Source organism: Achromobacter sp. NFACC18-2 (assembly GCF_900108985.1).
Taxonomy (GTDB): Bacteria; Pseudomonadota; Gammaproteobacteria; order Burkholderiales; family Burkholderiaceae_B; genus Achromobacter.
Genome location: NZ_FNYM01000007.1, coordinates 280,025 through 306,217 on the forward strand (window position 1 = coordinate 280,025; position 26,193 = coordinate 306,217).

Below are 26,193 nucleotides of genomic sequence, written 5' to 3' on the forward strand. Positions count from 1 at the left end.
CAAATAGTGGAACGCGCCGGGCGGGGGCCTGTCCTGCCCTTGCGCGTCCTGCTTTATCATTCGTGCACCAACAGCCAGTCCCCCGCGGGCCTCGCATCGTGCGCGCCCGCCCTTTGAAGCACCGCCATGACCACACAAGACACCCTCACCATCGCCGGCCGCGCCTATTCGTCGCGCCTGCTCGTCGGAACCGGCAAGTACAAGGACTTCGAACAGACCCGCGCGGCGCTGGACGCCAGCGGCACGGAAATCGTCACGGTCGCCATCCGCCGCACCAACATCGGCCAGAACGCCGGCGAACCGAACCTGCTGGATTACGTCCCCACCTCGAAATTCACCCTGCTGCCGAACACGGCCGGCTGCTACACCGCCGACGACGCCGTGCGCACGCTGCGCCTGGCGCGCGAGCTGCTGGACGGCCATGATCTGGTCAAGCTGGAAGTGCTGGGCGACCCGCACACGCTCTTTCCCAACATGCCCGAAACCCTCAAGGCCACCAAGACGCTGGTCGACGAAGGCTTCAAGGTCATGGTCTATTGCACCGACGATCCCATCCAGTGCCGCATGCTGGAAGACATGGGCGCCGTGGCCGTCATGCCGCTCGCGTCCCTGATCGGCTCGGGCATGGGCATCCTGAATCCCTGGAACCTGCGCCTCATCATCGACCAGGCCCGCGTGCCGGTCGTGGTGGACGCCGGCGTGGGCACGGCGTCCGACGCCGCCATCGCCATGGAGCTGGGCTGCGACGCCGTGCTGATGAACACCGCCATCGCCGCCGCGCGCGATCCCGTCCTCATGGCCAGCGCCATGAAGAAGGGCGTGGAAGGCGGCCGCGAGGCCTTCCTGGCCGGCCGCATGCCCAAGAAGCTGTACAGCGGCGCGCCCAGCTCGCCCACCGAAGGGCTGATCACCGCCGGTCCCGCCAAATGAACTCCCGCCAGCCGGCCGCCAGCGGCCGCCCCATCCCCAACGCGCTGACCATCGCGGGCGTCGACCCGTCCGGCGGCGCCGGCATCCTGGCCGACGTCAAGGCCATGAGCGCGCTGGGCGCCTATGGCTGCGCCATCATCGCCGCGCTCACGGCGCAGAACACGCAGGGCGTGACCGGCATTTCGCCCGTGCCGCCCGCCTTCGTCGGCCTGCAGATCGACACGCTGTTCACCGACGTGCGCATCGACGCCGTCAAGATCGGCATGCTGGGCCAGCGCCCGGTCATCGAGGTGGTGGCCGAAAAGCTCGCCAAATGGACGCCCGCCCACGTGGTGCTGGATCCGGTCATGGTCGCCAAGAGCGGCGACCTGCTGCTGGAAAACGACGCCGTGGGCGCCATGCGCGAAGCCATGCTGCCCCTGACCACCCTGCTGACGCCCAACCTGCCCGAGGCCGGCGTGCTGCTGGAAGAGCGGCCCGTGGAAACCGTCAAGGAAATGCGCCGCGTGGCCGAACGCCTGCGCAACAAGCTGGCGCATTCGGGCGAGCGCTGGGTGCTGGTCAAGGGCGGCCACCTGCCCGGCAGCGAAACCATCGACCTGCTGCACGACGGCGACCGCATGATCGAACTGCCCGGCCACCGCATCGACACCGCCAATACGCACGGCACCGGCTGCACGCTGTCGGCCGCGCTGGCCGCGCTGCTGCCCCAAATCGGGGACGCACCGGAATCGGCCAAGCGCGCCAAGGCCTACCTCACCGAGGCCATCCGCCACGCGGAGCGCCTGTCGGTGGGCTCCGGCCACGGTCCGGTCCACCACTTCCACGCCTGGTGGTAGGGGCCTGCGGCCCCACGCAGGGCGGCGCCCCGCGGGGCGCCGTCCGCGTGGCCGGGACCGTGCGCCGCGCCTGAAACGTCTGCCGCGCCGGCGTGTCGTCACAGGACGCTACGAATCGGTACAATGGCCTGTTGATTCCTCTGTTTTTTCTGACCGTCATGAACGCTTCGACCCTGCCCGACGTAGAACAAGCCCGCTTCAACATGGTGGAACAGCAGATCCGCCCGTGGGATGTCCTGGACGCCAACGTGCTGCAAGCGCTGTTCGATGTGCGCCGCGAACAATTCGTTCCGCCGGCCCTGCGCGCGCTGGCGTTTTCCGACCTGGAGCTGCCGCTGGAGATCAATGCGGTCAACACGCGCCAGACCATGCTGGCCCCCAAGGTCGAAGCGCGCCTCGCCCAGGAACTGCTGCTGACCAAGTCCGACTGCGTGCTGGAGATCGGCACGGGCTCGGGCTACCAGGCCGCCCTGCTGGCCTACCTGGCGCAGCAGGTCACCTCGGTTGAAATCGACAGCCGCCTGGTGACCTTCGCGCAGCAGAACCTGCAGATGAACAACGTCACCAACGTCAAGGTCGAAACCGGCGACGCCCGCAATGGCTGGGGCTCCACCGAATACGACGCCATCCTGGTCACCGGTTCCGTGCCGGTCGTGCCGGATGCGCTGAAGTACCAGCTGCGCGTGGGCGGCCGCCTTGTCGTGGTGGTTGGCCAGGCGCCCGTCATGACGGCCTGTCGCATCACCCGCACCACCGCCGCCAGCTTCGAAACCGTGAACCTCTTCGAAACGGTCATCAAGCCGTTGCGCGGCGTCGCGGTGTCCCAGTTCAAGTTCTGACCCCGCAAACCCGCCGCCACCCGCCCGGCCCCCATGGGGCCGGCGTCGCGTCCGGCGGCCCGGCGTATCGTTGAATGATCATGCGCGTCCGATCGCTTACGGCTTTACTGGTTTTCACCTGCGCCGCAAGCGTCGGCCCGCTGACGGCGTCCGCCCAGAACCTGATCCAGGTCTGGCAGGCCGCGCTGGGCAACGACCCCACCTATGCCGCCGCGCGGGCCAACTACCGCGCGGGCCTTGAAAAAGAACCGCAGGCGCGCGCGCTGCTGCTGCCGCTGATCACCGCCGAGGCCGGCGGCGCCTATCAGGAGACCCGCAGCACCCGCGGGCTGTCCTATGCCTACAGCGGCGGGCGCGGCGTGTGGGACCTGGCGCTGACCCAGCCGCTCTTCGACTGGGGCCGCTGGCAGAATTTCGAGCAGTCCAAGCTCATCGTCGCCGACGTGGAAGTGCAGCTCCAGCAGGCCTACCAGGACCTGCTGCTGCGGGTCGCTGACGCCTATTTCAACGTTCTGTATGCCCAGGACACGCTGACCGCCACCGAGGCCGAAAAGGCCGCCGTCGCCGGGCAGCTCGAATCGGCCAAGCGCAACTTCGAGCTCGGCAACGCCACCATCACCGACACGTACGAGGCGCAGTCGCGCTATGACCTCGTCGTCGCGCAGGAACTGCGGCTGCAGAACGACCTGGAAGTGCGCCGCGACGAGCTCGCCAAGATCATTGGGACGCCGCCTGGCGCCCTGGCCGAGCTGCCCTACGGCGTGAAGCTTCCCGCGCCCCAGCCTGCCCGCATCGCCGACTGGAGCAACCAGGCCGAATCCTCCAGCCTGGAGGTGCTGCGCGCGCAACTGCTCACCCGCATCGCCGGCCGCGAGATCCAGATCGCCAAGAGCGGCCACTATCCCACCCTGAACCTGCGCGCCACCAGCGGCAGCGCCAGCGACGCCGTCATGCGCAATGCGGCGCCCGGCAAGCCGATCGACAACACGATCGGCGTGGTGCTGTCCATACCGCTGTACTCGGGCGGCGGCGTCTCATCGCAGGTCACGGAAAAGGTCGAGCTGGAACAGAAGGCGCGCTACGACTTCGAAACCGCGCGCCGCCAGGCCGTGCAGGCCGCGCGCCAGTACTACACCGGCGTCACCAGCGGGCTGGCGCGCATCCAGGCGCTGGAGGCCGGCGAAAAGTCCAGCCGCGCCGCCGTCGAAGCCAACCGTACGGGATACGAGGTCGGCGTGCGCATCAACCTGGACGTGCTCAACGCCCAGCAGCAACTCTACGCCACGCAGCGTGACCTGGCGCTGGCGCGATACAGCACCGTGCTATCCGGCCTGCGCCTGAAGGCCACCAGCGGCATCCTGGCCGAGACCGACCTGGAAGCGATCAACCGGCTGCTGCACATGCCGCGCTGAACGCGGTTCCGGCAGGGATCAACCCGCCTGGATCTTCTTCACCAGCGCCGTCGTCGAGCGCTCGAATTCAAAGGGAATCGCCACCGCACGGCCGCCCCAGGTCTTGACCAGCGCGGTCTCGGGCAGCTTTTCCATGTCGTAGTCGCCGCCCTTGACGATCAGGTCAGGCTTGAGCTGGCCGATCAGGGCCTCGGGCGTGTCTTCATGGAAGGACGTGACCACGGTGACGAAGCCCAGCGCGGCCAGCAGCGCCGCGCGGTCTTCCATGCGGTTCAGCGGACGCTCGGCGCCCTTGCCCAGGCGGCGCACCGATTCGTCGGTGTTGACCGCCACCACCAGGGTGGCGCCCAGTTGGGCCGCCTGGTCCAGGTAGGTCGCGTGCCCGCGATGCAGGATGTCGAACACGCCATTGGTGAACACCAGCGGCCGCGCAAAGCGGCCGGCGGCGACGGCGGCGACGCAGTCGTCGCGGGACAGGACCTTGGATTCGAAACGGGCGGCAGGCATGCGGCGATTATAGGAGGGATCAGGCGCCCGCCAGGATGATCTCTTTTTCCTTGGGCACGATCAGCGCGGTCATTTCCTTGCGATAGCGGTTCAGGTCCTTGACCGTCTCGAAGCTGCGATCCATCAGCTTGGACAGGATGTGCAGGATGCGCGAGGCGACCTTCTGCTCCCAGACGCCGTCAAAGCGGATCTGCGCGTCCAGCCAGTGCTCCAGCCAGCCCGGCTCGGGCAGGCGCGACTGCACCGTGTCGTTGGGGAACAGGTCCTTGTTGACGTGCAGGTTGGTCGGATGCAGCGCCTGCTGCGTGCGCCCGGCCGACGCCATCAACACGCCGATCTTGGAGAACGCCAGGCGGGCCTGTTCGCTCGTGTCCTGCCCGCGGTCATGCAGGGCGCGGCGCATGTACTGCAGATAGGCGCCGGCATGGCGCGCCTCGTCCTGGGCCACGGTCTTGTAGATGGCCTTGATGACCGGCTCGGTGTGCCATTCGGCCGCGCGGCGGTACCAGTGGTTCAGGCGGATCTCGCCGCAGAAATGCAGCATCAGGGTTTCGAGTTCCGGCGCGGCGTCGAACTCGAAGCGCACGTTGTGCAGCTCTTCCTCGGTGGGCACGAGGTCCGGGCGGAAGCGCCGCAGATACTCGATCAGCACCAGGGAGTGCTTCTGTTCCTCAAAGAACCAGACCGACATGAACGCGCAGAAATCGCTGTCGCCGCGGTTGTCGCGCAGGAACATCTCGGTGGCCGGCAGCGCCGCCCACTCGGTGATGGCGTTCATCTTGATCGTGTGGGCCTGCTCGTCCGAGAGCTTGCTACGGTCGAAATCGCCCCAGGGAATGTCGTGCGCCATGTTCCAGCGCACGGCTTCCATGGTCTTGAAGAGTTCAGGATAAAGCATGTTCTGCCCTTGTATTCGTCCCCCTAGTGGGGCTATGAGAATGAGTGAATGGCGCGCGCGTCTTGTAGGCGTGGCGCTGCATTCCATCCACCGCAGCGCTATTTTTCGCCGTCTCCCGCGAAGCTATGATGACCGTTTCATGAATGAAACATGACAGTAGAGGTCTAGATCATCGCGCCGCCTATCGGGTCAGGGCCCATAAGGCGACCCCGACGGCCAGCGCCAGCACACCAACCAGCGCTGCAACCAGCCGGTTGTTCTGCTCTTGTGCGCGGCGCAGCTGGATCATCTCGGTCAGCAGGGCTGGCGAGACGTTGGGCCGGCTCAGGTGGTCATGGACCAGCCTGGGCAGCGCGGGCAGCATCTGCGACCACTGCGCGGCTTCTTTTTCCAGGCTTTGCCGCAGGCCCTTGAGCCCGACGCGCTGGCGCATCCAGCGTTCCAGGTAGGGCTTGGCGGTCTTCCAGAGATCCAGGTTGGGATCGAGCTGGCGGCCCAGTCCCTCGACGTTCAGCAAGGTCTTTTGCAGCAGCACGAGCTGCGGCTGGATCTCGACGTTGAACCGGCGCGAGGTCTGGAAGAGCCGCAGCAGCACCTGCCCCAGCGAGATCTCCGACAGCGGCCGGTCAAAGTAGGGTTCGCAGACGGCGCGCACCGCGCCCTCCAGTTCTTCTTCGCGCGTGTCGGCCGGCACCCAGCCCGACTCGATGTGCAATTGCGCCACGCGGCGGTAGTCGCGGTGGAAGAAGGCCAGGAAGTTCTGCGCCAGGTAATTCTTGTCGAACTCGGACAGCGAGCCCACGATGCCGAAGTCCAGCGCGATATAGCTGCCCAGCGTGTCCGGGCGGTCCGACACGTAGATGTTGCCCGGGTGCATGTCGGCGTGAAAGAAGCCGTCCGTGAAGACCTGCGTGAAGAAGATCTCCACGCCGGTGCGCGCCAGCGTCGGGATGTCGATGCCGGCCTGGCGCATGCGCTCCACCTGGCCCACCGGCATGCCGTACATGCGCTGCATGGTGAAGACGGTGGTCGCCGTGTATTCCCAGATGACCTCCGGCACGATCAGCATGTCGCCGCGGCCGGACTCGGGGCCGAAGTTGCGGCGCAGCTGGCTGCAGTTGGAGGCCTCGCGCACCAGGTCCAGCTCGTCGTGCAGGTACTTGTCGAATTCCGCCACGACCTCGCGCGGCTTCAGGCGGCGGCCGTCGGCGCCCAGGCGCTCGATGATGCGCGCCACCACTTTCAGCAGCGACAGGTCCTTTTCGATGATGCTGAGCATCCCCGGGCGCAGCACCTTCACGGCCACTTCGCGGCCATCGTGCAGCACCGCGAAGTGAACCTGCGCGATGGAGGCCGAGGCCACCGGGTCCACGTCGAACTGTGCGAACAGCTTTTCCGGCGGCGCGCCCAGCGCCGCCTCGATGCAGGCGGCCGCCTGCGCCGACGGGAACGGCGGCACGCGGTCCTGCAGCAGCGCCAGTTCGTTGGCGATGTCGGCGGGAATCAGGTCGCGGCGGGTGGACAGCACCTGCCCGAACTTCACAAAGATGGGGCCCAGCGATTCCAGCGCCAGGCGCAGGCGCTGCCCGCGCGGCAGGCGCGGGCGCGTGCCCAGGCGTATGACGCGCAGCAGGCAGGTGGCCAGCGGGTGATTCAGGCTGGACAGCACCAGCTCGTCCAGGCCATAGCGCAGCGAGACGACGATGATGCGAAAGAGGCGCAGCAAGGGGAACATGGATCAGGCGCCCCGTTTCGCGCCGGCCGAGGCCAGGCGGGTTTGCAGGGCGGCCGCCGAACGCGCCAGCGCATCGGCGCGGGCGTTCAGTTCGGCCAGGTCCAGGCGCCATTGTTCCAGCGCCGGGCGGCCCGCCAGCACGCCGCTTTCTTCAGCCAGGTATTCCGAGACGTTCTGGGCCAGGCGCTGGCCAGCCGTGCGGGCGCCGCCCGCCACGGCGCGCGCGCCGCCCACGATGCGCAACGCGGCGATGTCGCCCACCACGCGCGCCAGCGCGTCTTCCGGGTCCCAGCGCAACTGCTTGGACAGGTCCGCCACCACCTGCGCGAGCGCCGCGTCGCCGGAGATGTGTGTCGCCTCGGCGAAATCGGGCTTCTCGTGCCCGGCGCCCAGGCGCGGCAGCGGCAGCTTTTCGGGGGCCACGGTCAACGTGACATCGGGCACCACGGCCGGGTCGGCCTGGTCAGCCAGGCCCTCGCTGTCGATCGACAAGCCCAGCGTGAAGCCGCCCACCGCAAAGCGCACCGTCTTGCCGGCATGCCGGGCCAGGCGCTCGCGCGCCCAGTCCTCGCGCCGCAACAGGGCGTTGAGGGCGCTGATGGCCAGGCGCGTGGGAGTTGGCAGGAACGGGAAAGGCAGCATGGCGGTTGCAAGGACCCCGGGAGGGCTTGCCGAAGTTGATGGGTAAATCGGGAGTGTAACGGGTTAGATGGGAGCCTGTTTTGCCCAGGCGCATGGAAAAACCGGCCCTTTGGGGGCCGGTTCGAGCGGACGCCTTGCGGCGCCCGCGGCAGAGGATCGGTCGATCCGGTGCGTCAGGCTCAGCTGGCGTGCTCGACCGGGATCTGCTGGATGCCGGCCAGCAACCAGCCGCCGTTGGCCGGCTTGAACAGGTTCCAGACTTCTTCGAAGCGGAAAGCCTCGGCGCCCGGGGCCTCGCGCAGCATGCCCGAGAAGCGCACGCTGGCCAGGTGGCCGTCGGAGACGGTCTCGATGCCCAGCATCTCGGCGTTCAGCAGGACCACTTCGGTCTTGTTGGGCGCCGCGCCGCGCTCGGCCAGTTGGGGCTTGAGCTCGGTGATGAGGTCATCGGTCAGGAACTCGCGCAGGCCATCGGTGCTGCCGCTGTCCCAGACGGCCTGGATGCGGATGAACTGTTCCTTGGCTTGCTTCAGGAAGTTCACCGTGTCGAAATCGCCCGGCACGAACCAGTTGTTGTCATCGCCCGCCGCAGGCAGGACGGCCGGCGGCGCAACAGGCGCTGCAGCCACCGGCGCGGCGGCCGCGGGCGCGGCGGCGCCCGGCTTCAGCGATTCACGCCACATCGGCTGCTGTTGCTGGCCCGAGGCGTTGTTGGCCCCACCGAACGCGCCTTGCGTCGCGGTGCGAGGACCGGCGCCGCGCAGGCGGCGAATGATGAACATGACGGCGAAGACGACGGCGGCGATCAGCAGCGCGGACGACAGGAACTCCAGGAAGGCGCCCGACAGGCCCATGCTGGAGAGCAGCGCCGCGATACCCAGGCCAGCGGCGATGCCGGCGATGGGGCCCAGCCAGCGCGACGCGCCGCTCTTGGCGGCAGCGCCTGCGGCGCCGGCCGTGGCCGCGCCGGCGGCTGCCGGAGCGGCGGTGGCGCCCGCCGTATTGTTGGTGGCAGCCGGCGGCGTGGTGGCCTGGCGCTGCGTCGTCACATTGGAGGATTGCCGGCCGACGCTGGCGCCGCCACCCGCACGGCGGGCTTCAGCGTCGAACGACGCCGTCACCAGCGCCGCGCCGGAAACGGCGATGAGCGCCGCGGCGACAAACCGCGAAAGACAGAACTTGGACATAGGTTTGCTCCCTCGTACTCGCGCCCCCGTTGCCCCGAGCAACGGGAGGGCCCCGCAATACGCGGGACCATCTGCGCGACTTCCTTACAGTTATCTGAATGGTGTAAGAATAACGGACAAGCCTGCGCCCCACAAGTTCCCCGCGGGCGGGCGCAATGGCCGTCGACCCCGGGCGTCAGCCCAGGCGCACCCCTTCGTGCAGGGCGGCGATGCCGGCCGTCAGGTTGAAGTACTGCACCCGTTCCAGTCCGGCGGTGCGCAGCATGTCGGCCAGGGTCTCCTGATCGGGGTGCATGCGGATGGATTCGGCCAGGTAGCGGTAGCTGGCCTCGTCCTTGGCGACCTTCTTGCCCAGCCACGGCAGGACATTGAACGAATACCAGTCGTAGGCCGGCGACAGCGGCTTGGCGATGCGCGAGAACTCCAGCACGAGCAGCTTGCCGCCCGGCTTGAGCACCCGGGTCATCTCGGCCAGCGCGCGGTCCTTGTGGGTCATGTTGCGCAGGCCGAAGGCCACGCTGACGCGGTCGAAATAGCCGGAAGGAAACGGCAGGCGCTCGGCGTCGCACACGGCGGTGGGCACCAGCAGCCCGGCGTCGGTCAGGCGGTCGCGGCCCACGCGCAGCATGGAATCATTGATGTCGGTCAGCCAGACCTCGCCCGTGGGACCGGCGCGCTTGGCGAAGGCTTTGGCCAGATCGCCCGTGCCGCCGGCGATGTCGAGCACCTTCATGCCGGGGCGGATGGCGGCGCGGCCGATGGTGAAGGCCTTCCAGACACGGTGCAGGCCGGCCGACATGAAATCGTTCATGACGTCGTAGCGCTGGGCGACCGAATGGAACACTTCGGCGACCTTGCGGGCCTTTTCGCTTTCGGGGACCGACTGGAAGCCGAAGTGCGTGGATGCCGAGCCGGCGCCGGAGGATTGTTGCGATTCGGAGGGGTTTTGCATGGTGGATTCCCGATATATCGTTCAATGGTAGCCTATCGGGCGCGCGCCGGCGGCGGACGGACCTGCCAGAAGGCGCGCCGCGGTCACATACCTGAAATATTGCGGCCATACTATCGCAATGTTCGCGCCGCGCCGGCGCTCCGAAGTGTGCCAAATTCAATATGTCCAGCACCATCCTCGTCGTCGAAGACGAACCCGCAATCCAGGAATTGATCGCCGTCAACCTGTCCTTCGCCGGGCACAAAGTGCTGCGCGCCTTCGACGCCGACCAGGCTCAGACGCTGATCCGCGCCGAGCTTCCCGACCTGATCCTGCTGGACTGGATGCTGCCCGGCACGTCCGGCCTGGCGATGGCGCGCAAGCTGCGCAACGATGAGCGCACCCGCGCCGTCCCGGTCATCATGCTGACCGCCAAGGGCTCCGAGCAGGACAAGGTGGACGGCCTGGAAGCCGGCGCCGACGACTACATCACCAAGCCGTTCTCCCCCAAAGAGCTGATGGCCCGCATCAAGGCCGTGCTGCGCCGCCGCGCGCCCCAGCTCACCGATGACGTCATCGACGTGGGCGGCCTGAAGCTGGATCCGGTGACGCATCGCCTGTCGGGCAACAGCCAGGCGCTGCAGATCGGCCCCACCGAATTCCGCCTGCTTCATTTCTTCATGACGCACCCCGAACGTGTGTTCTCCCGTTCGCAGCTCCTGGACCAGGTCTGGGGCGACCACGTGTTCGTGGAAGAGCGCACGGTCGACGTGCACATCCGCCGCCTGCGCAAGGCCCTGGAACCCAGCGGCCATGACGCGCACGTGGAAACGGTCCGCGGCAGCGGCTATCGGTTTACGGCACAGCTCCCCACGCGGTAAAACTTGCGCACGATGATCTGGCTGCGCACTCTATTTCTGGTCGCCCTGTGGGCGGTGGTTGCCTTACTGGCGCAATGGCTCATTGGAGACCCGGCGGGCTGGATCGTGTTCTCGGCGGCGCTGACCGCCATGCTGCTGTGGCGCAGCTGGCGCCTGACGCTGGTGTCGCGCTGGGCCAACCAGCCGGACACCGCGCCGCCCGCCTCGGTGGGACCCTGGGACGACATCCTCGCCCCCCTCTATCGCTACACCCGCGCCCGCGCGCGCGAACTGGCTGAAACCCGCGACACCATGCAGGGCATGCTGGCGGCCGCCCAGGCCCTGCCCGATGGCGCGGTGACCCTGAACGAAGACTTCCAGATCGACTGGTGCAACCGCATGGCGCGCCAGCACCTGGGCCTGCGCCTGCCCGCCGACCGCGGCCACAACCTGCTGAACCTGCTGCGCGCGCCCGAGTTCGTGGAGTACGCGCATCGCCCGTCCTGGCCCGAGCCGATCCTGGTGCGGCTGGGCCAGCAGGGCCAGGAACGGCTGATGATGATGCAGCTGACGGCCTACGCCAGCAACCAGCGCCTGCTCATCACCCGCGACGTGACGCAGATCGAACGGCTGGAAACCACGCGGCGCGACTTCGTCGCCAACGTGTCGCACGAACTGCGCACGCCGCTGACGGTGCTGGCGGGCTTTCTGGAAACGCTGCGCGACCTGCCCGACGACGCGCTGCCCCAGGAACAGCGCGAACAGTACATCGACATGATGCACGAGCAGGCCCAGCGCATGCAGGCCATCGTGGAAGACCTGCTGACGCTGTCCACGCTGGAATCGTCTCCGGGCAGCGATCCGCGCGCCGTCAACATGGGCGCGCTGCTGCAGAAGGCGCGTCAGCAGATCGAGGCGCTGTCGGGTGGCCGGCACGAACTGGTCTGGCACATCGATGAAACGCTGGACGTGCTGGGCGCCGAGAACGAACTGACCTCGGCCTTCTCCAACCTGCTGACCAATGCCGTGCGCTATACGCCGGACGGGGGCACCATCACCGTGCGCTGGGAACGCGAGCCCGAGGGCGGCGCACGCTACAGCGTCCAGGACACCGGCATCGGCATTCCGGCGCGCCACCTGCCGCGCCTGACCGAACGCTTCTACCGCGTGGACCGGGGCCGGTCGCGGGCGGTGGGCGGCACCGGCCTGGGGCTGGCGATCACCAAGCACATCGCCATGCGCCACGACGCGGAACTGCTCATCACCAGCGAACCGGGCAAGGGCAGCGTCTTCACGCTGCGCTTTCCGCCCGACCGCGTGGCCATCGACGAAACCGCCTGACCGGTGTGCACGCGGCGCGGGTGGTAAATTTTTGCCATGCGCATCCTGGTCATCGAAGACGAACCCAAACTGGCCGACTACCTGAAAAAGGGCCTGTCGGAGCAAAGCCATGTGGTCGACGTGGCCCGCGACGGCGTGGACGGCCGCCATCTCGCCCTGGAGGGCGCCTACGATCTGATCGTGCTGGACGTCATGCTGCCCGGCGTGGACGGCTTCGAGATCCTGGCGTCGGTCCGCGCGCGCAAGGACACCCCGATCCTGATGCTGACGGCGCGCGACGCGGTGGAAGACCGGGTCCGCGGCCTGGAAGGCGGCGCCGACGATTACCTGGTCAAGCCCTTTGCGTTCTCGGAGCTGGCGGCCCGCGTGCAGGCGCTGCTGCGGCGCGGCCGCTCCCAGGAGCCCACGCTGCTGCGCCTGGCCGACCTGGAGCTGGACCTGGCGCGCCGCCGCGCCCAGCGCGGCGGTCAGCGACTGGACCTGACGGCCAAGGAATTCAGCCTGCTCGCCCTGCTGCTGCGCCGGCAGGGCCAGGTGCTGTCGCGCACCACCTTGGCCGAACAAGTCTGGGACATGCACTTCGACAGCGACACCAATGTCATCGACGTAGCCGTGCGCCGGCTGCGCGGCAAGCTGGACGACCCTTACGACACGAAATTGCTGCACACCGTGCGCGGGATGGGATACGTGCTGGAATCGCGTCGCCCGGCGGACAGCACGGCGGGCGGTTCCGCCACGTGACGCGGCCACGCATGCGCTCGATGCAGGCGCGGCTGACCGTGCTGCTGGGCGCCATCGCCCTGCTCGTGTCCAGCCTGGCCGGCGCGACGCTGTTCTGGGCGCTCAAGCGCGAAGTCGAACGCCAGGAGATCACCGAGGTCAGCGGCAAGCTCGAGCTGATCGACCACCTGATCGACATGCAGAACAGCGCCAGCGGCCTGAACGACCTGGCCGCCACTTTCGACCAGATGCGCGCGGGACAGGCGCAACTGGGCATCTGGATCGAGGACGCCCAGGGCAAGGTGGTGTACGGCGGCGCCGCCCCCGAAACGCTGGAGTCAGCCGATGGCCGCCAGGTCCTGCTGCAGGCGCCCGACGGCGGCCGCATGCGCGGGTTGCGCGTCGCCATGAACGACCGCATCCTGCCCGGCGGGCAACTGACCGTGGCGGTCAGCACGCGCACCAGTGCGCAGTTTCTCTACGCCTACGGCACCGCGCTGGTCCTGATCTGCGCACTGTGGGTCGGCGCCACCGTCGTGCTGGCCGCCTGGGCCGTGCGGCGCAGCATGTCCCCGGCGCGCAGGCTGTCCGAGCAGGCGGCCGGCATCCAGCCGGACAACCTGGCCCGCCGCCTGCCGCTGGCAGACACCGACCGCGAGCTGCATGAACTGGTGCGCTCCTTCAACCGGACGCTGGACCGGCTGCAAGCGGCGTATCAGCAGATGGAGGGCTTCAACGCGGACGTGGCGCACGAACTGCGCACGCCGCTGGCCACGCTCATCAACGGCACGCAGGTCATGCTGTCCTCGCCGCGCGATGCCGCGGCGCTGCGCGACGCGCTGGAATCCAATCTGGAAGAACTGGAAGACCTGAAAACCCTGGTCAACGACATGCTGTTCCTGGCCCGCGCCGACCGCGGCGAACGCGCCGCCGACCTGGCGTCCGTGTCGCTGGCCGCCGAAGCGCGGCGCGTGGCGGAATACTACGACGCCACGCTGGAGGAACACGGCGTGCGGCTGCGCTGCGAGGGCGATGCCACCGTGGCCGCCAATCGCGGGCTGGTGCGCCGCGCGCTCGCCAACCTGATCTCGAACGCGATCAAGGCCACGCCACGGGGCGGCGAAATCGTGCTGGCGTGCTCGCCCTTGGACGCGGGCGCGCGCGTGGAGGTGCGCAATCCCGGCCCGCCCATCCCGGCCGCGGACCTGCCGCGCATTTTCGACCGCTTCTTCCGGACCGGCCAGGCGCGCGCGCCTCGCAGCGAAGGCCATGGGCTGGGTCTGGCCATCGTGCGTGCGATCGCGCGCATGCACGGCGGCGAGGCCGATGCGAGGTCCGACGCGTCCGGCACCGTGGTCGGCATCACGCTCCGAAGCGCCGACCTGCCCGCCGCTTGCGCGAACATGACAAAAACGTAATCTGCGGGACAGGATCGGGTCACCCGCGCCCGCGTAGAGTGCCATCACGGTCACACCGAAAGGATTCTCGTGAAAGGCACTCTGCTACGCACCACGCTCGCCGCCCTGGCGCTGGCCCTGTCCGGCGCCGCCCTCGCCGCCGGCGGTCACGGCCCTGGCCATGAGGGCCACGCCATGCCGGCCGCCGCCGGCTCCATCGGCAAGCCGGGCGACCCCGCCCGCGTCACGCGCACCATCGACATCGACATGTCCGACGCCATGCGCTTTTCGCCCGCCAACATCGACGTCAAGGCCGGCGAGACCGTGCGCCTGAACGTGCGCAACAGCGGCAAGATCCGACATGAACTGGTGCTGGGCACCGACGCCGACCTGAAGGCGCACTACGCCATGATGATGAAGGATCCCGGCATGCGGCACGAGGAGGCCAACGCCATCTCGCTGGACGCCGGCAAAAGCGGCCAGATCGTGTGGCGCTTCGACAAGGCCGGCACGGTGTCGTTCGGCTGCCTGGAGCCCGGCCACTACGCCGCGGGCATGAAGGGTTCGGTCTCGGTGCTGTGACATGACGGCGCTCTCTCTTCCCTCGCGCCGGCGCTTCGTGCATGGGCTGGCCGCTGGCGGCGCGCTGGCCGCGCTGGGCGGCTGGCGGTCGGCCCTGGCCTCGCCCCCGCCGCCCCAGGAACTGCGCGGCACCGAATTCCACCTGGACATCGGCGAGACCCCGGTGAATTTCACGGGCGCCGCGCGCATCGCCACCACGGTCAATGGGCAGCTTCCCGCGCCGCTGCTGCGCTGGCGCGAAGGCGACACGGTGACCCTGCATGTCACCAACCGGCTGCGCGAACAGACGTCGATCCACTGGCACGGCATCCTCCTGCCCACGGGCATGGACGGCGTGCCAGGCATGAGCTTTCCCGGCATCGATCCCGGCCAGACCTTCACCTACCGCTTCGACGTGCGCCAGAGCGGCACCTACTGGTATCACAGCCACTCGGGATTCCAGGAGCAGACCGGCCTGTACGGCGCCATCGTCATCGACCCGCGCCGCCGCGATCCGATCGCCGCTGACCGCGACTACACGGTGCTGCTGTCGGACTGGACGGACGAAGACCCGATGCGCGTGTTCAACAAGCTGAAGGTCATGCCGGCCTACTACAACCGCATCCAGCCCACCGTGCAGAGCCTGGCCGCCGACGCGCGCGAACAGGGCTGGCGCGGCGCGCTGGCTGAACGCCTCATGTGGGAACAGATGCGCATGGACCCGACGGACCTGGCGGACGTGTCCGGCGCGACCTACACCTACCTCACCAATGGCGCCACGCCGGCGGGCAACTGGACGGGCCTCTTCAAGCCGGGCGAACGCGTGCGGCTGCGATTCATCAATGGTTCGGCAATGACGTACTTCGACGTGCGCATCCCCGGCCTGAAGATGACGGTCGTGGCCGCCGACGGGCAGGACGTGCGGCCGGTGGAGATCGAGGAATTCCGCATCGGCGTCGCGGAAACCTATGACGTGATCGTCGAACCCCGGGAAGACCGCGCCTATACGATCTTTTCGCAGGCCATGGACCGCTCCGGCTACGCACGCGCCACGCTGGCGCCCCGGACTGGCATGCAGGCCGACGTCCCGGCGCTGGATCCGGTCCAGCGCCTGGGCATGATGGACATGGGCATGGCGCATGGCACGGGCGCGGAACACGGCGCGCCGGGCAAGGACGCCGCGCACGGCGCCGCCGGCGAGGCCACGAGCCACGGCGCGATGCCCGGCATGGAACACGCGGACGTCCATGGCGCCGGCGCGGACCAGGGTGGCATGGTCGAGGTCCGGCACCCCTACCCCGCCGAGCGCGGCGTAGGCAATGCCATGCTGCCCGACGTGGTCTCGACCCGGCTGGACGATCCCGGCGTCGGCCTGCGCGACAACGGCCGCCGCGTGCTGACCTATGCGGACCTGCGCTCGGTGCGCGAGCCGGACGACAATCGCCCGCCGTCGCGCGAGATCGAGCTGCACCTGACGGGCAACATGGAACGCTACATGTGGTCGTTCAATGGCGTGAAGTTCTCGGACGCCCGGCCCATCGTGCTGCGCTACGGCGAGCGCGTGCGCTTCGTGCTGGTCAACGACACGATGATGACGCACCCCATCCACCTGCACGGGCTGTGGAGCGACCTGGAATCGCCCGACGGCGCCTTCCAGGTGCGCAAGCACACGATCTCGCTCAATCCGGCGCAGCGCATCAGCTATCGCGTGAGCGCCGATGCGCGCGGCAACTGGGCCTACCACTGCCACCTGCTGTACCACATGGAGGCCGGCATGTTCAGGGCGGTCGTGGTGGAGTAATCGATGAAACCCCTCGAATCCAGGCATATCCCGCTGGCCGCGTGCGCCATCGCCATCGCGCTGACCGGTCCCGCCTCCTGGGCGCAGCCGAGCGCGGCCGACCACGCCGGCATGGATCACGGCGCGATGAACCACGCCGCGCCGCCCGCCCCCGCGCCACCTGAACACGCCGGCATGGACCATGGCCCGGCGGACCCGGACGGGTCGTCCGCCGCCCCGCCCATCGGCAGCCTGCCCGCCAGCGACGGCGCGGGCGAGCGCGGCTACGACAGCTATGGCATCCATCCGCACATGATGGACAACGCGCCGACGTGGCAGGTCCTGTTCGACAAGTTCGGCGCATCGCACAATCGCGACGGACACAACGCCCTCGAGTGGGATGGCCGCTTCTGGTTCGGCACCGCCACGGACCGCCTGCTGCTCAAGAGCGAGGGCGAACGCGAAAGCGGCGGCGGCTCGGACGGCAAGGTCGAGGCGTTCTGGAGCCATGCCGTGTCGCCGTTCTGGGACCTGCAGCTGGGTGCGCGCCGCGACATCGGCGCGGGCCCCAAGCGCAACTGGGCCGCCATCGGCATCGAAGGCGTGCTGCCCTACGACATCGAGCTGCAGGCCACCGCCTACGCGGGTCCGTCGGGCCGCAGCGCGCTGGCGCTGAAAGCCGAATACGACCTGCTGCTGACCCAGCGGCTGATCCTCACCCCCGAACTGGAGGCCAGCCTCTACGGCAAGGACGATCCGGACCGTGGCGTCGGCGCCGGTCTTTCGGCCGGCTCGTTCTCGCTGCGCCTGCGCTACGAGGTCACCCGGGAATTCGCGCCATATGTTGGCGTATCCTTTGAACGCAAGTTCGGCCAGACTGCAGGCTACGCGGCGGACGCGGGCGAAAGCCGGTCCCAGGCCGCCGTCATGGCGGGCGTGCGCTTCTGGTTCTGACCGGCGCGGCCCCACGGACAACCTCACGCATTGCACGGAGCATCATGAACGTTTCCCGTCTTACACGCCGCCTCGTCATCGCCGCGGCCCTGTGCGCCCCCGCCATCCTGGCCGCGCAAACGCCGGTCAAGGTGGAGGTCTGGAAAACGCCCACCTGCGGCTGCTGCGAGGACTGGGTCCAGCACATGCGCGACAACGGCTTTGCCGTGACCACGCACGACGTCGACGACACCGGCCCCATCCGCCGCAATGCGGGCATGGCGGACTATGGGTCGTGCCACACCGCGATGGTGGACGGCTACGCCGTCGAAGGCCACGTGCCGGCCAGCGACGTGCGCCGGCTGCTGCGGGAAAAGCCGGACGCCGCGGGCCTTGCCGCGCCCGGCATGCCGCTGGGATCCCCGGGCATGGACGGCCCGGAATACGGCGGCCGCAAGACGCCGCACGATGTCGTGCTGGTGGACAAGCGCGGCGGGGCCAAGGTGTTCCAGGCGTACCGCTAGGCAGCGTGCGCGGGCCGGGCGCCCCCTTGCAATGAAACAATTCACCCACACCGCCTCAATGGCTACTCGCCGCACTGCAGCAGAAATGGTCCACAATAAATAAAACCGTTTCTCACCCACCCCCTGGCAGTCATGGCACAAATCGTCCTGTTCGAGAACATCCATCCCAGCGCCCGCGCCGTCTTCGAGGCCGCCGGCTACACCGACATCGTCACGCACGCCGCGGCCCTGCCGCCGTCGCAACTGCACGACGCCCTGCGCGGCGTGCAGGTGGCGGGGATCCGCTCTCGCACCCACCTGGATGCCGCCCTGCTGTCCGGCAACCCCGACCTGCGCGTCGTGGGGTGCTTCTGCATCGGCACGAACCAGGTGGACCTGGACACGGCCATGCAGCGCGGCATTCCGGTTTTCAACGCGCCGTTCTCGAACACGCGCTCGGTGGCCGAGCTGGTGCTGGGCGAGGCCATCCTGCTGCTGCGCCGCATTCCGGAAAAGAACGCGCGCGTGCACCTGGGCCACTGGGACAAGAGCGCCGCGGGCGCGTTTGAAACGCGCGGCAAGACGCTGGGCATCGTGGGCTACGGCAACATCGGCTCGCAGATCAGCACCCTGGCCGAAAGCCTGGGCATGCGCGTCATCTATCACGACGTGGAAGCCAAGCTGCCGCTGGGCAATGCCCGTCCCGCCGGCACGCTGAACGACTTGCTGGAGCAGGCCGACGTCGTCACGCTGCATGTGCCCGGCGGCAAGTCCACCGAAAACATCATGAACGCCGAGACCATCGCACGCATGCGTCGCGGCGCCATCCTGATCAACGCTTCGCGCGGCACGGTCGTGGACATCGCCGCGCTGCACGCGGCGCTGAAGTCCGGGCACCTGGCCGGCGCCGCGCTGGACGTGTTCCCCACCGAACCCAAGGGTCCGGACGAGCCGCTGGCCAGCCCGCTCATCGGGATGCCCAACGTCATCCTGACCCCGCACATCGGCGGCAGCACGCAGGAATCGCAAGAGAACATCGGCCGCGAAGTGGCCGAGAAACTCGTGCGCTTCCTGCAGGCCGGCACCACCAAGGGCGCCGTCAACTTCCCCGAACTGCCGTTCCTGGAGCAGGCCGGCGGCACGCGCATCCTGCATGTGCACCGCAACGCGCCGGGCGCGCTGGGCGCGCTGGACAACCTGATGGCCCAGCACGGCCTGAACATCGTCAGCCAGACGCTGCAGACGCGCGGCCAGATCGGCTACGTGATCACCGACGTGGAAGGCCAGGTGGACGACATCGTCATGACCGCCCTGCGCGATCACCCGATCACGGTGCGCTGCGACCGGCTGTAACGGCAGGAGCCCCTTCGGCGCGAGAGCCCCAATCGGGGCTCTTTTCTTTTGACGCCCCAGGCGGGCTTGCGGCGCGACGGATCAAGGCTCGGAAGCCGCGCGCAGCAGGCATTCCGCGATCTTGTCGCGCACGCTGCCCGGATCGAAGGGCATGCGGCCGATGATGCCAATTTCGCGATGAAAGGCCTGGTCACCCAGCGGCAGGAGCCGCAACCCCGTCATGTCCAGCCGCCGCAACCGGGGCAGCAGCGCGACCCCCAGCCCATGACGCACCATGCCCGCGATGGCCTCGATCTCGTCGAGTTCCACGGCCTCGTGCACATTGATGCGGTGCTTTTTCAGGAATATGTCGACGACGCGGCCGCCGAATGACGCGCGGTCGTAGCGGATGAAGGGCTGGGTCGCCAGCAATTCCCGCCAGGGTGCGACGGGCATGGATTCCGGCATCGCCAGCATCACCGGCTCGCTCATCAGCGGCTGCCAGCCCAGTTCCGGCGGCAAGGCGAAAGGCGGGCGGATCAGCACGGCAAGATCCACCTCGCCGGCGTCCACCTGGCCCAGCAGCGATAGCGAGACCCCGGGCACGATCCGCACGCGCACGTCGGGATAGACGGCCCGGAATTCACCCACCGCGTGAACCAGCAGATCCTGCTGCACGGAGGCGATGGCCCCGATCCGCAGCAACCCGCTGACATGCCCCCCGCCCGCCGACGCCGCCATGCGCTCGGCCATGGCGACCAGCTCTTCGGCCTGCGGCAGCATTTCACGGCCCTGGGCGTTCAACACCGCGGCGCGCGGCCCGCGGTCGAAGAGTTCCACCCCCAGGTATTCCTCCAGGCGCTTGATCTGGGCGCTGACTGCCGACTGCGTCAACCCGAGCTGCGCCCCGGCACCCGTAAAGGTGCCGTCCCGGGCGACGGCGAGAAAGGTCTTGAATTCCTTGATCACGATCAAAATTTTCGATGCTAAGACTCGAAAAATATCGTTTTGCTATAAAAAAAACAATACCTAAACTATGCCCTGGTGCTACCGCCGCCGCGCTTGCGGCGGCGCGCCGTCCGAACGATCATTTTTCTTTTGCCTGACCCGGAGCCTTGCATGTCCGCTCAAACCAACCTGCCGCCGTTCCACCTGGCCTTCCCCGTCCGCGACCTGGCCGAAGCCCGCGCCTTCTACGGCGAAAAGCTGGGCTGTCCCGAGGGCCGCAGCTCGCCCGAATGGATCGACTTCAATTTCTACGGCCACCAGATCGTGGCTCACCTGGCGCCCAGCGAATGCGGCCACAAGGCCACCAGCGCCGTGGATTCGCATAATGTGCCCGTGCGCCATTTCGGCGCCGTGCTTTCCATGGAACAATGGGAAGCCATGGCCAAGCGCCTGACCGACGCCGGTACCGAGTTCGTCATTGAGCCCTACATCCGTTTCAAGGGCGAAGTGGGCGAACAGGCCACCATGTTCTTCCTGGATCCGTCGGGCAATGCGCTGGAATTCAAGGCGTTCAAGAACATGGATTCGTTGTTCGCCAAGTAACCCGTCACTACAGGTTTCGTGCCGTTGAACGTCAATCCCGTCCCCCCTTCTCCGGCCGAAACCCGCTGGCGCATCCTGCCCCAGGGTGACCGCTGCCTGATCGTCTCCTTCGGCGACCAGATCGACGCGGCCGTCGGCCGCACCTGTCTGGCCGCCGCCCGCAAACTGCGCGATGCGCGGCTGCCGGGCGTGACCGACGTGGTGCCGTCCTTCGTTGCCGTCGCGGTGCATTACCGGCCGGGCGGACACGGCGAAGGCCCCACCTACGCCGCGCTTTCCGAGCAGATCCAGGCACTGCTGGCCGCGGGCATTCCCACCGGCGACGCCGGCGGGCGCGAGGTCGACATCCCCGTCTGCTACGGCGGCGAGCACGGCCCGGACCTGGAAGACGTGGCCCGCGCGGCCCACCTGACCCCCGAGGCCGTGATCCGGCTGCACAGCGAGCCCCGCAGCATGGTGTTCATGCTGGGATTCGCGCCCGGCCATGCCTATCTGGGTGTGCACGACGAAAAACTGAACATCCCCCGCCGGCCCTCGCCGCGCACGGCCGTGCCGCCCGGCGCGGTGGCGATCGCCAACCGGCAGACCGTCATCTACCCCAACCGGCTGCCCGGCGGCTGGAACATCATCGGCGCCACGCCGCTCGTCATGTTTGATCCGGCGCGCGAACCCGCCGCCCTGCTGCAACCCGGCGACACGGTGCGGTTCGTGCCAATCACGCCTGACGAGTTCGACCGCATCCGGGGAGGCCGGCCATGAGCGTGACCGTGATCAAGCCGGGCATGCTGTCCAGCTTCCAGGACCGTGGGCGCGAAGGCTACCAGCACCAGGGCATCCCGGCCGCGGGCGCCATGGACGAACGCGCCCACCGCCTGGCCAATGCGCTGGCGGGCAACGACGGCGATCCCGCCACGCTCGAGATCACCCTGGCGGGGCCCACGCTGCGCTTTGACGCGCCGGCCTGCTTCGCGCTTGCCGGCGCCGATCTGGGCGCCACCCTGAACGGCAAGGACATCCCGCTGCTGCGTCCGCTGGTCGCGCGCGCGGGCGACGTGCTGGCCTTCGGCGCCCGCCCTGCCGTCGGCGTGCGGGCCTATCTGGCCGTGCACGGCGGCTTTGCGCTGACGCCGGTCATGGGCAGCGAGACCACCTATCTGCGCAGCGGCTTCGGCGGCTTCCAGGGACGCGCGCTCGCCAAGGGCGATGTGATCCCCCTGCGCCGCCCGCTCGCGCAAGATCGCGACCTGGCGGCGTTGCAGCAGGCGCTCTGGAACGTGCGCGTCTACCTGCCCGCGACGCTGGGCAACAAGCCGCGCGACGCCATCCGCTTTCTGCCCGGGGTGCACTGGCCGGAATTCTCGCAAGCCAGCCGCCAGGCCTTCTCCGAATCCGAATTCCGCATCAGCCCGCAGTCCGACCGCATGGGCTATCGCCTGATCGGCCCTGCGCTCTCGATGAACCAGCCGCGGCAGATGCTGTCCGAGGCGGCGTGCTTTGGCACCGTGCAGGTGCCCTCGGGCGGCGAAGCCATCATTCTCATGGCCGACCGGCAGACCACCGGCGGCTATCCCAAGATCGCGCAGATCGCCACGGTGGACCTGCCCGCCCTGGCGCAATACGCGCCCGGCCACGCGCTGCGCTTCCAGCGGATCGAACTCGACGAAGCGCAGCGCCTGGACGGCGAGCGCGAGCGCGCCTTCGTGCAACTACATGAGGCGCTGGCGCCGCTGCGCGCGCTTCTGGCCTAGAAAGGAAACCGCCATGACCACCCGCATCGACTTGAACTGCGACATGGGCGAAAGCTATGGCGCCTGGACCATGGGCAACGACGCGGCGGTGCTGCAATACGTCAGTTCCGCCAATATCGCCTGCGGCTTTCACGGCGGCGACCCCGCCACCATGCGCAAGACCGTGGCGGCGGCGCTGGCGCAGGGCGTGGCGCTGGGCGCCCACCCCAGCCTGCAGGACCTGGCCGGCTTTGGCCGCCGCGTCATGCAGATCAGCCCCGACGAGGCCTATGACATCGTCGTGTATCAGATCGGCGCCCTGGCCGGCGTGGCGGCGTCCCAGGGCGCGCGCCTGCATCACGTGAAGGCCCACGGCGCGCTCTACAACATGGCGGCCAAGGACGAGAAGCTGGCGCAGGCCATCTGCCAGGCGGTGAAGGACGTGGATGCCTCGCTGATCCTGTACGGACTGGCCGGCAGCAAGCTGATCGACGCCGCGGACGCGATCGGCCTGGCGGCCGCCAACGAAGTCTTTGCAGACCGCTCCTACCAGGACGACGGCTCGCTCACGCCGCGCACACGCGCCGGCGCCATGATCGAAGACGTGGATGTTGCGGTGGCGCAGGTCGTGCGCATGGTGCGGGAAGGCTTGGTGCGGTCGGTGGACGGCAAGGACGTGCCGGTGCGGGCCGACACGCTCTGCATCCATGGCGACCAGCCCAATGCGCTGGTCTTTGCCGATGGCATCCGCCGGGCCCTGGAGCAGGCGGGCATCGAAGTACGCACGCCGCCGCGCCGCTGACGCGCGTCAGGCGGCGTCCAGCGACGCTTCGCGATAGGCCTGCAGGATGGCCGGCAGCACTTCCACCAGATAACCGCGGGTCAGGTCGGCCGCGCGGTCGAAATCCCGGCTGGCCAGCGCCTGGATGATGGCTGCGGTGTAGGCAGGAATCTTGATGGTCTCCAGCGACTGCCGGGCCAACAGATAGCCCAGCGGCTCGATCTGTTCGTACAGCTTGCTGAGCATGCTGGTGAGCGGCGTGTTGCCCGTATAGCGCGCCGCCGCCAGGTAGAACTCGCGCGAGGCCGCGATGAATCCGCGCACATCGCGGCGGTCCATTGCCGCCACGATCGTCTCGTGACAGGCGCCCAGTTCGGCCACCAGCGGCCCCACGTCGGGCATTTCGGCGACCTGGCGGATGCCGTAGGCCTCCAGTTCCGCGCGCAACATGTACAGATGGCGGATCTGGGTTTCGGTGTAGAGCGTGACCCGGAAGCCCTTGCGCTGGATGTGCGTCACCAGGCCACTCAACTCCAGCAGGCGCAGCGCCTCCCGGATGGGGCTGCGGCTGGTGCCGAAGCGTTGCTCCAGTTCCTGTTCCCGCAACGGCTGCCCGGGCCGGATGGTGCCGCTCACTATCAATTCACGAATCTGTTCCTGCAGGAAATATGGAATCGTGGCGGGCGCTTTGACGTCCAATCGGCTCCCCTTCTACTGCGCAATGCATGGTATGAGACCGTGACAAGATACTAGAAATCTATTGAAACACAAGCAGAAACACTGTTTCATCCGGGAAAAGTTTGGATCGCGGTTGCGAGTTGTTTTCGCCGCGTTTCCGGGTTGTTTCCGCGCCGTCTCAGGGTTGCGTCCAGGCCGCTTCCCGGTTGTTTCCGGGACATTCCCGGGTTGTCCCCGGGGGATTCAGGGTTGTGCCCGGGTTGTCTCCGGGTTGAGCCCAGGTTCGGCCCCATCACTGGCGGGTTGCTCCCCGCAGGCAGGCCCGGCGCGTCAGTCCCAGTCGTCCCGATACACGAACTTCGGCATCTGCCAATTGAAGCGCAACGCCATCAGGCGCATCGTCAGGCCCGCCGCCAGCGCAATCGGCACCGAGGCGTTGGCGGACAACCCCAGCGACATGGACCCCAGATACAGGGCGCCGGTCACGAGGGACACGCTGGCGTAGAGTTCCTTGCGGAACAGCAGCGGCACCTCGTTGCAGAGCACGTCCCGCAGCACCCCGCCGGCGCACCCGGTGATCATGCCGCTGATGAGCACCACCGTGATCGGCAACTGCATCATCTGCGCCACCTGGCAGCCGATGACGGTGAACGCCACCAGCCCCAGCGCGTCGGCCAGCAGGAACACGCTGCGCAGCCGCCGCATGACCGGCGCGATCAGCGCGGTGAGGATCGCCGCGCCGCCCGTCATCCACAGGTATTCGGGATGGACCACCCAGGTCAGCGGATAGTGCCCCAGCAGCACGTCGCGCAGCGACCCGCCGCCCAGCGCGGTCACGCAGGCGATGATGCAGACACCCATCCAGTCCATATCGCGGCGTCCCGCGGAAAGCGCGGCCGTCATGGCCTCGGCGACGATGGCGACCAGGTACAGCGTATGCAGGAGAGCGGGCGAAAGATCGGTAAACATAGGTGGGCAGGGACTGAGGCAGGCCCCATTGTATTGAGCCTTTCCCGGGGCCGCGCCATTGCCTGCGCGCGCCGCATCCCGTACGCTCGGATGTGCGTTGATATCGATCAAGCCCAGCCTCGTGTCGCAGCGAGACAATGGAGACGAGCCCAACCGGGCGCTAATGGGCCAGGCAGCGCGGACGCGGGAGCCGCCTCTCTGGCCATCACCGGGAGATTAGGTATGACACAGCAAATTGGCCCCATCCTTCTGGCCACGGACCTGAGTGCGCGCGGCGACAGAGCCCTGGATCGCGCCCTGCAGTTGACCAAGGAACTGAACACCAGGCTGATCGTGCTGCATGTCATGGAATCCCATGCCACGCCGGCGCGGCTGACCACGCCGGTCTGGCGTCGCATGTCGCCTGACCACAAGGCCCTCGTCGAACGCGAGCTTGCCGAAGACGTGGCCGCGGCCGACGTCCCTGCCGAAGTCGTGGTCGCCAAGGGCGATCCCGTCGCCAGCATCCTCGAAACCGCCGACACCTTCGGCTGCTCGCTGATCGTGGCCGGCATCGCCCGCCAGGAAACGCTGGGCCGCCTGCTGCTGGGCACCACCGTCGAAAAACTGGCCCGCCAGGCGCGCCAGCCGGTGCTGGTCGTCAAGAACCGTCCGCGCAGGCCCTACCGCGACGTGCTGGTCGCCACCGACTTCTCGGACGGCTCGCGCCAGGCGTTGCGCGCGGCCCTGCAACTGGTCCCCAATGCCGAACTGACGCTGTTCAACGCCTACGAAGTGCCGTTCCAGAACCTGAACGTGCCCGATGACGCCGTCGTCAGCAGCTTCTACAAGACCGCGGAACAATGCGCCCAGCGTTTCATCGCGGAAACGCCCGAACTGCCCAAGGGCATGCCGACCAAGGTCGTGCTGGAGGCCGGCCAGCCCGAAACCGTGCTGGCCGAGTATTCGTTCATCCACCGGTCCGACCTGGTCGTCACGGGCACCCATGGCCGCACGGGCATCCTGCGCACCGCCATCGGCAGCGTGGCCGAGCGGCTGCTGGAATCCCTGCCCAGCGACGTGCTGATCGTCAGGCTGTCGGGCGACGCGTAGTCCGCGCCACGCAGTGCCCTGTACGAAGGCGGCGCGCGAACGCCGCCT

At 68.1% G+C, this 26,193-nt stretch carries 27 protein-coding genes; 18 read left to right on the forward strand and 9 right to left on the reverse strand.

Annotated features, from left to right (window positions below; genetic code table 11):
* Window positions 1–126: 126 nt before the first annotated feature.
* The 4 genes from BMW75_RS13500 to BMW75_RS13515 all read left to right on the forward strand — a co-directional run bounded on the left by BMW75_RS13500 (window position 127) and on the right by BMW75_RS13515 (window position 4,020).
* Window positions 127–930, forward strand: a complete 804-nt coding sequence (locus tag BMW75_RS13500) for a thiazole synthase (protein ID WP_076518653.1) — start codon at window positions 127–129, stop codon at window positions 928–930.
* On the forward strand, window positions 927–1,769 hold the full coding sequence (gene thiD / locus BMW75_RS13505; protein ID WP_092579941.1) for a bifunctional hydroxymethylpyrimidine kinase/phosphomethylpyrimidine kinase: 843 nt from the start codon (window positions 927–929) through the stop codon (window positions 1,767–1,769). Before BMW75_RS13500 ends, thiD begins: the two co-directional genes overlap by 4 nt.
* Window positions 1,770–1,927: 158 nt before the next feature.
* Window positions 1,928–2,608, forward strand: coding sequence for a protein-L-isoaspartate O-methyltransferase family protein (locus tag BMW75_RS13510; RefSeq protein ID WP_076521917.1), 681 nt, complete (start codon window positions 1,928–1,930; stop codon window positions 2,606–2,608).
* A gap of 80 nt (window positions 2,609–2,688) precedes the next feature.
* Window positions 2,689–4,020 (forward strand): TolC family outer membrane protein, encoded by a 1,332-nt coding sequence (locus BMW75_RS13515; protein WP_092580036.1) that lies wholly within the window; start codon window positions 2,689–2,691, stop codon window positions 4,018–4,020.
* Window positions 4,021–4,038: 18 nt separating this feature from the next.
* On the opposite strand, the gene BMW75_RS13520 is transcribed toward BMW75_RS13515, so the two are convergent.
* The 6 genes from BMW75_RS13520 to ubiE all read right to left on the reverse strand — a co-directional run bounded on the left by BMW75_RS13520 (window position 4,039) and on the right by ubiE (window position 9,941).
* Window positions 4,039–4,527, reverse strand: coding sequence for an adenylyltransferase/cytidyltransferase family protein (locus tag BMW75_RS13520; RefSeq protein ID WP_092579943.1), 489 nt, complete (start codon window positions 4,525–4,527; stop codon window positions 4,039–4,041).
* Window positions 4,528–4,546: 19 nt separating this feature from the next.
* Window positions 4,547–5,425, reverse strand: coding sequence for a ferritin-like domain-containing protein (locus tag BMW75_RS13525; RefSeq protein ID WP_092579945.1), 879 nt, complete (start codon window positions 5,423–5,425; stop codon window positions 4,547–4,549).
* 181 nt (window positions 5,426–5,606) lie between these two features.
* Complete coding sequence (ubiB, locus tag BMW75_RS13530) at window positions 5,607–7,160, reverse strand: ubiquinone biosynthesis regulatory protein kinase UbiB (protein ID WP_092579947.1); 1,554 nt, start codon at window positions 7,158–7,160, stop codon at window positions 5,607–5,609.
* Window positions 7,161–7,163: 3 nt separating this feature from the next.
* Window positions 7,164–7,802: a ubiquinone biosynthesis accessory factor UbiJ gene (locus BMW75_RS13535; RefSeq protein WP_092579949.1), complete on the reverse strand. Its 639-nt coding sequence runs from the start codon at window positions 7,800–7,802 to the stop codon at window positions 7,164–7,166.
* A gap of 179 nt (window positions 7,803–7,981) precedes the next feature.
* Window positions 7,982–8,989, reverse strand: a complete 1,008-nt coding sequence (locus tag BMW75_RS13540) for a Tim44 domain-containing protein (protein ID WP_092579951.1) — start codon at window positions 8,987–8,989, stop codon at window positions 7,982–7,984.
* A gap of 175 nt (window positions 8,990–9,164) precedes the next feature.
* Window positions 9,165–9,941, reverse strand: a complete 777-nt coding sequence (gene ubiE, locus BMW75_RS13545; protein WP_092579953.1) for a bifunctional demethylmenaquinone methyltransferase/2-methoxy-6-polyprenyl-1,4-benzoquinol methylase UbiE — start codon at window positions 9,939–9,941, stop codon at window positions 9,165–9,167.
* Window positions 9,942–10,102: 161 nt separating this feature from the next.
* Between ubiE and phoB the strand changes: the two genes are divergently transcribed.
* The 9 genes from phoB to serA all read left to right on the forward strand — a co-directional run bounded on the left by phoB (window position 10,103) and on the right by serA (window position 19,368).
* The gene (gene phoB / locus BMW75_RS13550; RefSeq protein ID WP_076518645.1) at window positions 10,103–10,801 is read left to right on the forward strand and encodes a phosphate regulon transcriptional regulator PhoB; all 699 of its coding nucleotides are present in this window, start codon (window positions 10,103–10,105) and stop codon (window positions 10,799–10,801) included.
* 12 nt (window positions 10,802–10,813) lie between these two features.
* The gene (phoR, locus tag BMW75_RS13555; protein ID WP_076518644.1) at window positions 10,814–12,121 is read left to right on the forward strand and encodes a phosphate regulon sensor histidine kinase PhoR; all 1,308 of its coding nucleotides are present in this window, start codon (window positions 10,814–10,816) and stop codon (window positions 12,119–12,121) included.
* Between the two features lie 36 nt (window positions 12,122–12,157).
* A complete protein-coding gene (locus BMW75_RS13560) occupies window positions 12,158–12,862 on the forward strand; it encodes a heavy metal response regulator transcription factor (RefSeq protein WP_092579955.1) in 705 nt (234 codons plus the stop codon).
* 20 nt (window positions 12,863–12,882) lie between these two features.
* Window positions 12,883–14,259, forward strand: a complete 1,377-nt coding sequence (locus BMW75_RS13565; protein WP_371467081.1) for a heavy metal sensor histidine kinase — start codon at window positions 12,883–12,885, stop codon at window positions 14,257–14,259.
* 69 nt (window positions 14,260–14,328) lie between these two features.
* Complete coding sequence (locus tag BMW75_RS13570; RefSeq protein WP_092579958.1) at window positions 14,329–14,820, forward strand: cupredoxin domain-containing protein; 492 nt, start codon at window positions 14,329–14,331, stop codon at window positions 14,818–14,820.
* Between the two features lies 1 nt (window position 14,821).
* Complete coding sequence (locus BMW75_RS13575) at window positions 14,822–16,600, forward strand: copper resistance system multicopper oxidase (RefSeq protein ID WP_092579960.1); 1,779 nt, start codon at window positions 14,822–14,824, stop codon at window positions 16,598–16,600.
* A 3-nt stretch (window positions 16,601–16,603) separates the two neighbouring features.
* Window positions 16,604–17,533, forward strand: a complete 930-nt coding sequence (locus tag BMW75_RS13580) for a copper resistance protein B (protein ID WP_092579962.1) — start codon at window positions 16,604–16,606, stop codon at window positions 17,531–17,533.
* 44 nt (window positions 17,534–17,577) lie between these two features.
* Window positions 17,578–18,036 carry a DUF411 domain-containing protein gene (locus BMW75_RS13585; protein ID WP_092579964.1) on the forward strand — a complete coding sequence of 153 codons (459 nt, stop codon included), beginning with the start codon at window positions 17,578–17,580 and terminating at the stop codon, window positions 18,034–18,036.
* Between the two features lie 132 nt (window positions 18,037–18,168).
* Window positions 18,169–19,368 carry a phosphoglycerate dehydrogenase gene (gene serA, locus BMW75_RS13590; RefSeq protein ID WP_092579966.1) on the forward strand — a complete coding sequence of 400 codons (1,200 nt, stop codon included), beginning with the start codon at window positions 18,169–18,171 and terminating at the stop codon, window positions 19,366–19,368.
* Window positions 19,369–19,449: 81 nt separating this feature from the next.
* On the opposite strand, the gene BMW75_RS13595 is transcribed toward serA, so the two are convergent.
* Window positions 19,450–20,316, reverse strand: coding sequence for a LysR family transcriptional regulator (locus BMW75_RS13595; RefSeq protein ID WP_092580038.1), 867 nt, complete (start codon window positions 20,314–20,316; stop codon window positions 19,450–19,452).
* Window positions 20,317–20,466: 150 nt separating this feature from the next.
* Between BMW75_RS13595 and BMW75_RS13600 the strand changes: the two genes are divergently transcribed.
* Genes BMW75_RS13600 through BMW75_RS13615 form a run of 4 tightly spaced genes read left to right on the forward strand, consistent with a single transcriptional unit; the run spans window position 20,467 to window position 23,427 of the window.
* Window positions 20,467–20,898 carry a VOC family protein gene (locus tag BMW75_RS13600; protein WP_076518636.1) on the forward strand — a complete coding sequence of 144 codons (432 nt, stop codon included), beginning with the start codon at window positions 20,467–20,469 and terminating at the stop codon, window positions 20,896–20,898.
* A gap of 18 nt (window positions 20,899–20,916) precedes the next feature.
* Window positions 20,917–21,657: a 5-oxoprolinase subunit PxpB gene (gene pxpB, locus BMW75_RS13605; RefSeq protein ID WP_092579968.1), complete on the forward strand. Its 741-nt coding sequence runs from the start codon at window positions 20,917–20,919 to the stop codon at window positions 21,655–21,657.
* Window positions 21,654–22,646 carry a 5-oxoprolinase subunit C family protein gene (locus BMW75_RS13610; protein ID WP_076518634.1) on the forward strand — a complete coding sequence of 331 codons (993 nt, stop codon included), beginning with the start codon at window positions 21,654–21,656 and terminating at the stop codon, window positions 22,644–22,646. The genes pxpB and BMW75_RS13610 overlap by 4 nt, the downstream gene beginning before the upstream one ends.
* A 13-nt stretch (window positions 22,647–22,659) precedes the next feature.
* Window positions 22,660–23,427 carry a LamB/YcsF family protein gene (locus tag BMW75_RS13615; protein WP_092579970.1) on the forward strand — a complete coding sequence of 256 codons (768 nt, stop codon included), beginning with the start codon at window positions 22,660–22,662 and terminating at the stop codon, window positions 23,425–23,427.
* 6 nt (window positions 23,428–23,433) lie between these two features.
* Here the strand turns inward: BMW75_RS13615 and BMW75_RS13620 are convergent, their stop codons facing one another.
* Together BMW75_RS13620 and BMW75_RS13625 are read right to left on the reverse strand one after the other, a co-directional pair.
* Complete coding sequence (locus tag BMW75_RS13620; RefSeq protein WP_092579972.1) at window positions 23,434–24,105, reverse strand: GntR family transcriptional regulator; 672 nt, start codon at window positions 24,103–24,105, stop codon at window positions 23,434–23,436.
* Window positions 24,106–24,414: 309 nt separating this feature from the next.
* Window positions 24,415–25,053, reverse strand: coding sequence for a trimeric intracellular cation channel family protein (locus BMW75_RS13625; RefSeq protein ID WP_056564767.1), 639 nt, complete (start codon window positions 25,051–25,053; stop codon window positions 24,415–24,417).
* A 222-nt stretch (window positions 25,054–25,275) separates the two neighbouring features.
* Here BMW75_RS13625 and BMW75_RS13630 point away from each other — a divergent pair, with 222 nt between their 5' ends.
* The gene (locus tag BMW75_RS13630; RefSeq protein ID WP_092579974.1) at window positions 25,276–26,145 is read left to right on the forward strand and encodes a universal stress protein; all 870 of its coding nucleotides are present in this window, start codon (window positions 25,276–25,278) and stop codon (window positions 26,143–26,145) included.
* The last annotated feature ends 48 nt before the right edge of the window (window positions 26,146–26,193 follow it).

What these genes read in the sequence shown, in the direction of transcription:
- BMW75_RS13500 (WP_076518653.1), top strand. Translation starts at nt 127, where the DNA reads ATGACCACACAAGACACCCTCACCATCGCCGGCCGCGCCTATTCGTCG.
- thiD (WP_092579941.1), top strand. Translation starts at nt 927, where the DNA reads ATGAACTCCCGCCAGCCGGCCGCCAGCGGCCGCCCCATCCCCAACGCG.
- BMW75_RS13510 (WP_076521917.1), top strand. Translation starts at nt 1,928, where the DNA reads ATGAACGCTTCGACCCTGCCCGACGTAGAACAAGCCCGCTTCAACATG.
- BMW75_RS13515 (WP_092580036.1), top strand. Translation starts at nt 2,689, where the DNA reads ATGCGCGTCCGATCGCTTACGGCTTTACTGGTTTTCACCTGCGCCGCA.
- BMW75_RS13520 (WP_092579943.1), bottom strand. Translation starts at nt 4,527, where the DNA reads ATGCCTGCCGCCCGTTTCGAATCCAAGGTCCTGTCCCGCGACGACTGC.
- BMW75_RS13525 (WP_092579945.1), bottom strand. Translation starts at nt 5,425, where the DNA reads ATGCTTTATCCTGAACTCTTCAAGACCATGGAAGCCGTGCGCTGGAAC.
- ubiB (WP_092579947.1), bottom strand. Translation starts at nt 7,160, where the DNA reads ATGTTCCCCTTGCTGCGCCTCTTTCGCATCATCGTCGTCTCGCTGCGC.
- BMW75_RS13535 (WP_092579949.1), bottom strand. Translation starts at nt 7,802, where the DNA reads ATGCTGCCTTTCCCGTTCCTGCCAACTCCCACGCGCCTGGCCATCAGC.
- BMW75_RS13540 (WP_092579951.1), bottom strand. Translation starts at nt 8,989, where the DNA reads ATGTCCAAGTTCTGTCTTTCGCGGTTTGTCGCCGCGGCGCTCATCGCC.
- ubiE (WP_092579953.1), bottom strand. Translation starts at nt 9,941, where the DNA reads ATGCAAAACCCCTCCGAATCGCAACAATCCTCCGGCGCCGGCTCGGCA.
- phoB (WP_076518645.1), top strand. Translation starts at nt 10,103, where the DNA reads ATGTCCAGCACCATCCTCGTCGTCGAAGACGAACCCGCAATCCAGGAA.
- phoR (WP_076518644.1), top strand. Translation starts at nt 10,814, where the DNA reads ATGATCTGGCTGCGCACTCTATTTCTGGTCGCCCTGTGGGCGGTGGTT.
- BMW75_RS13560 (WP_092579955.1), top strand. Translation starts at nt 12,158, where the DNA reads ATGCGCATCCTGGTCATCGAAGACGAACCCAAACTGGCCGACTACCTG.
- BMW75_RS13565 (WP_371467081.1), top strand. Translation starts at nt 12,883, where the DNA reads ATGCAGGCGCGGCTGACCGTGCTGCTGGGCGCCATCGCCCTGCTCGTG.
- BMW75_RS13575 (WP_092579960.1), top strand. Translation starts at nt 14,822, where the DNA reads ATGACGGCGCTCTCTCTTCCCTCGCGCCGGCGCTTCGTGCATGGGCTG.
- BMW75_RS13580 (WP_092579962.1), top strand. Translation starts at nt 16,604, where the DNA reads ATGAAACCCCTCGAATCCAGGCATATCCCGCTGGCCGCGTGCGCCATC.
- BMW75_RS13585 (WP_092579964.1), top strand. Translation starts at nt 17,578, where the DNA reads ATGAACGTTTCCCGTCTTACACGCCGCCTCGTCATCGCCGCGGCCCTG.
- serA (WP_092579966.1), top strand. Translation starts at nt 18,169, where the DNA reads ATGGCACAAATCGTCCTGTTCGAGAACATCCATCCCAGCGCCCGCGCC.
- BMW75_RS13600 (WP_076518636.1), top strand. Translation starts at nt 20,467, where the DNA reads ATGTCCGCTCAAACCAACCTGCCGCCGTTCCACCTGGCCTTCCCCGTC.
- BMW75_RS13610 (WP_076518634.1), top strand. Translation starts at nt 21,654, where the DNA reads ATGAGCGTGACCGTGATCAAGCCGGGCATGCTGTCCAGCTTCCAGGAC.
- BMW75_RS13615 (WP_092579970.1), top strand. Translation starts at nt 22,660, where the DNA reads ATGACCACCCGCATCGACTTGAACTGCGACATGGGCGAAAGCTATGGC.
- BMW75_RS13625 (WP_056564767.1), bottom strand. Translation starts at nt 25,053, where the DNA reads ATGTTTACCGATCTTTCGCCCGCTCTCCTGCATACGCTGTACCTGGTC.
- BMW75_RS13630 (WP_092579974.1), top strand. Translation starts at nt 25,276, where the DNA reads ATGACACAGCAAATTGGCCCCATCCTTCTGGCCACGGACCTGAGTGCG.